The following is a 3,868-nucleotide window of genomic DNA, read 5'->3' on the forward strand; positions in this document are numbered from 1 at the left end:
TACCATGCTCATGGTTAAATCACTGCGTTCTTGGTCATTCATACCTTTGAAGTAAATCGCCATCGCCATGGCACTCATCTGATAATCCGGTATTTCCCCAGTAGTAAACCCTTGAATCATAAATTTAATTTCTTCTGTTGTCAAAGCTTCTCCGTGTTGTTTTTTGGCAATTAAATCAACTATGCGCATATCTTCTAATCTCCTTTATGTTCGCTATTGTTTCATTTTAACATACCTTCAATTGATAACGGTTTCATTAATCAAAAATTTAGAATTCTCATCTGTCCCTATTCTAACTGCTTCAAGGCTTTTATTAACGGGCTGACACTTCTTCGATACCATTTTCATGACCAATGATCACAGTATTCACTTGGTCCAAAAATAAACCATGTTCTACTACACCAGTTAATCCATCAAGCCATGCAGCTAATTGATGTGGGTGTTCGATCAACTTTAAATGCAAGTCAATAATGTAATGCCCTCCATCTGTTACATAGGTTTGTCCATCGTCTCCTAAACGCAGCTGAGGCTGATAGCCTTTTGATTCAAATAAGCGGAATAACTGTTGATATCCAAAAGAAACTACTTCGACTGGCAAAGGAAAAGCGCCTAACTCCGATACCATTTTACTGTCATCTACGATCCAAATAACTCGCTTTGAATGATTCGCTACCATCTTTTCAAAGAGTAATGCACCACCGCCGCCTTTGATGCCTTGGTAGTCTTTACTGATTTCATCTGCACCATCGATCGTCAAATCGATTTGCATCACATCATTCAAGTCAGCTAAAGGTATCCCGACTGCTTCTGCTTGTGCTTTTGTTCGCGAAGAGGTGGTCACTCCTACTATCCGTAATCCTGCTCTCACTCTTCTGCCAAGAGCTTCAACTAAATAATAAGCAGTTGAGCCTGTGCCTAATCCTACGATCATACCATCTTCTACATACTCTGCTGCTTTTTCTCCAACCATTTGTTTGCTGTTCATCCTGCTCTCGCTCCTTCTGTCTTTTTTTCCTATTTTATTGATAACCATTTATGTTAAGCAGCATAGACTAACTCAAATTGAATACAAACGACTTCTATTTTTGTAGAAAAAGAATGTTGTTTTGCTTTACATTGCTGCTGAAAATAGAGTTGGTAAAATTCACGCCATGTTGACAACGTCCGGTCGCCTTCCCCTTCTTCATACGCGATCTCGTCTGTGACTTCATCGAAAGGAATGACTCTGACTTTTAGTATTTGGACAACTCCGATCGCTTGATGGCGTCCGTCCAAAATGATGGCATAGTCTCCTTTTTTGGGTATGGATTTGTTCTCTTCTTGGTATTCCAATAATAGTGTTGTTTTTGCCGTTTTCAGCCCTTCCAATACTAATGCAGCAGATTTATTCGCTGCTGATTCAGTCTGGCCGAATGTTAAAAATTCATAATGATCTGGTAAGTTAGGATTCTGAAGCTTAAAGTTTTCCCATAACTCTTCTACCGATTCGTTTATCATTGTTCCACCCTTACTTCTCTCAATATTTTCAACTCATTATTTTCAAATGATTTAACAGTGTTTTTTTCCTTTTTCTGATTAAAATAACGTATTTAATCAACTAACCGTCAGGAGCTATTGTACCATAATCTACTATTTTTTGTGTAAAAACAAGTATTTTAAACAGAATCTTCCTTTAGCTGATCAACCATAAAAAATAAGCAAAGCCGGCTTTTAAAAAACCAGCTTTGCTTACAGTTCTGTCTCTATTTTCGATGCATCTTAAATTCTAAAAATAAGTCATTGTAGCGTCCAATATAGTGTTTGCCTAAATCTTCATACACTTCTAAATTTTCTATCGTCTTAGAATCAGGATAAAATTGCTTATCTTCTGTTATTTCAGCAGGTAAGATTTTCATGGCCGCTTTATTGGGTGTTGAGTAGCCGATATATTCAGCGTTTTGTGCTGCATGTTCAGGCTCCAGCATAAAATTAATAAACGCATAAGCCGCTTCGGTGTTTTTAGCGGTTTTAGGAATAACAAAATTATCGAACCAAAGATTTGATCCTTCTTCTGGAATCACATAATGCAAATGCTCATTTTCAGACAACATTTCAGCTGCTTCACCTGAAAAAGTTACCGCAACAGAGCTTTCTTCTTGGATCATATACATCTTAATCTCATCTGCTACGATTGCTTTAACATTAGGTGTTAAACTATCCAGTTTTTCTGCTGCTGTTGACAACTCAGATGTGTTTTTTGTATTCAACGAATACCCTAGGCTGTTCAACGATAACCCTAATACCTCTCTAGCACCGTCTATCAACATCACATTATTCCGTAATTTAGGCTGCCATAAGTCATCCCAATGCTGAATGTCCTCTTTCGAAACAAACTTATCGTTGTAAATAATGCCTAATGTTCCCCAAAAATAAGGAATGGAATAATTGTTGCCAGGATCAAATGATAAATCTAAAAAGGGTTCATCAATATTTTCTAGCCCTTTAATTTTTTTGTGATCCAATTTAATCAATAAGTTTTCTTTCATCATTCGCTGAATCATATACTCACTGGGAACAGCTAAGTCATAAGCTGTTCCGCCTTGTTCTATCTTCGTATACATAGCTTCATTGGAATCAAAAGTTTCATAAGATACACGATAACCTGTCTCTTTTTCAAACGCTGTGATCAAGCTAGGATCAATGTAGTCGCCCCAATTGTATAAATTGAGTGTGTTTTCTGTCGTAATCCCTTGCGACTTACTTAATTGATGAACCGAGAAATACAAACCTGCACTCACCATTAAAATAGCAAAAATTAAGATTGTTAGCCGTTTCATCGTATGTTCACCGCCTCAGTTCCATAGCGTTTTTTGGATTTTTGTTTTTTTGAAAGATTGTGTTGTTGAACAAAATAGTAGCCGATCACTAACATCAAAGCAAAAATAAACATCAGCGCACTTAACGCATTAATTTCTAAACTGACTCCTTGCCGTGCCCGTGAGTAGATTTCTACGGCCAGTGTTGTGAATCCATTGCCGGTAACGAAAAAAGTTACGGCAAAATCATCTAATGAATACGTAAACGCCATAAAAAAACCGGCTAAAATTCCTGGCGTAATACTGGGTAAAACAATTTTACTCAATACTTGCCAGTTATTTGCTCCTAAGTCACGAGCAGCCATCAGCATGGAATCGTTCATTTCTTTTAATTTAGGCAAAACCATCAATACGACAATGGGAATACTAAAAGCAATATGTGAAAGCAAAACAGAAGCAAAGCCAAGACTAAAACCGATAAAGGTAAATAAAATTAAGAAGCTTGCCCCAATGATTACATCTGGCGACACCATTAAAATATTATTCAAACTCAATAAAGCATTTCGGGCTTGCCTTTTTTTAGTATAGTAAATAGCCAATGCACCGAAAGTCCCGATTATGGTGGCAATCAAGGATGACAGTAGTGCAATCAGCAAGGTATTTAATACGATCGTGATTAAGCGGACATCTTCAAAGACTGCTCGGTAGTTATCCCATGTTGCTCCACTGAAACTGGTCATATCTCCGCCAGCATTAAAAGAATAAAGAATCAAATAAAAAATAGGAGCATATAGAATAATGAAAACAGCTATCAAATAAAGATTCGACCATTTAAACCGTTGCTTTTTCATTTGTGCATCCCTTCTTTCTTCTTCTTTTCACCAGTTATCAACATAATAATCAACATGGCTGCTATTAATACAACGCCAATCGTGGAACCCATACCCCAGTCCTGTGTAACAAGAAAATGCTGCTCAATAGCTGTACCCAAAGTAATCACGCGGTTTCCGCCAATTAAACGTGTCAGCATAAACAAAGAAAGAGATGGAATGAAAACAGCCTGCACTCCGCTT

Annotated in this window: 4 protein-coding genes and 2 pseudogenes; all 6 read right to left on the bottom strand. The window is 37.3% G+C overall.

Going from position 1 to position 3,868, the window contains the following annotated elements; translation table 11 throughout:
• Positions 1 to 189: pseudogene (gene deoA / locus RT405_RS09990) on the bottom strand (pyrimidine-nucleoside phosphorylase); the annotation flags it as partial.
• Between the two features lie 124 nt (positions 190 to 313).
• On the bottom strand, positions 314 to 985 hold the full coding sequence (gene rpiA, locus RT405_RS09995; RefSeq protein WP_313469440.1) for a ribose-5-phosphate isomerase RpiA: 672 nt from the start codon (positions 983 to 985) through the stop codon (positions 314 to 316).
• Between the two features lie 53 nt (positions 986 to 1,038).
• A complete protein-coding gene (locus tag RT405_RS10000) occupies positions 1,039 to 1,497 on the bottom strand; it encodes an ASCH domain-containing protein (RefSeq protein ID WP_313469441.1) in 459 nt (152 codons plus the stop codon).
• Positions 1,498 to 1,742: 245 nt separating this feature from the next.
• Entirely contained in the window at positions 1,743 to 2,816 is a 1,074-nt protein-coding gene (locus RT405_RS10005; RefSeq protein ID WP_313469442.1) for an ABC transporter substrate-binding protein, read from the bottom strand.
• Positions 2,813 to 3,646, bottom strand: a complete 834-nt coding sequence (locus RT405_RS10010) for an ABC transporter permease (protein ID WP_313469443.1) — start codon at positions 3,644 to 3,646, stop codon at positions 2,813 to 2,815. Before RT405_RS10010 ends, RT405_RS10005 begins: the two co-directional genes overlap by 4 nt.
• Positions 3,643 to 3,868: pseudogene (locus RT405_RS10015) on the bottom strand (ABC transporter permease); the annotation flags it as partial. The pseudogene RT405_RS10015 and the gene RT405_RS10010, both read right to left, overlap by 4 nt.

The sequence above is a fragment of the Carnobacterium sp. genome, assembly GCF_032094055.1.
Taxonomy (GTDB): domain Bacteria; phylum Bacillota; class Bacilli; order Lactobacillales; family Carnobacteriaceae; genus Carnobacterium_A.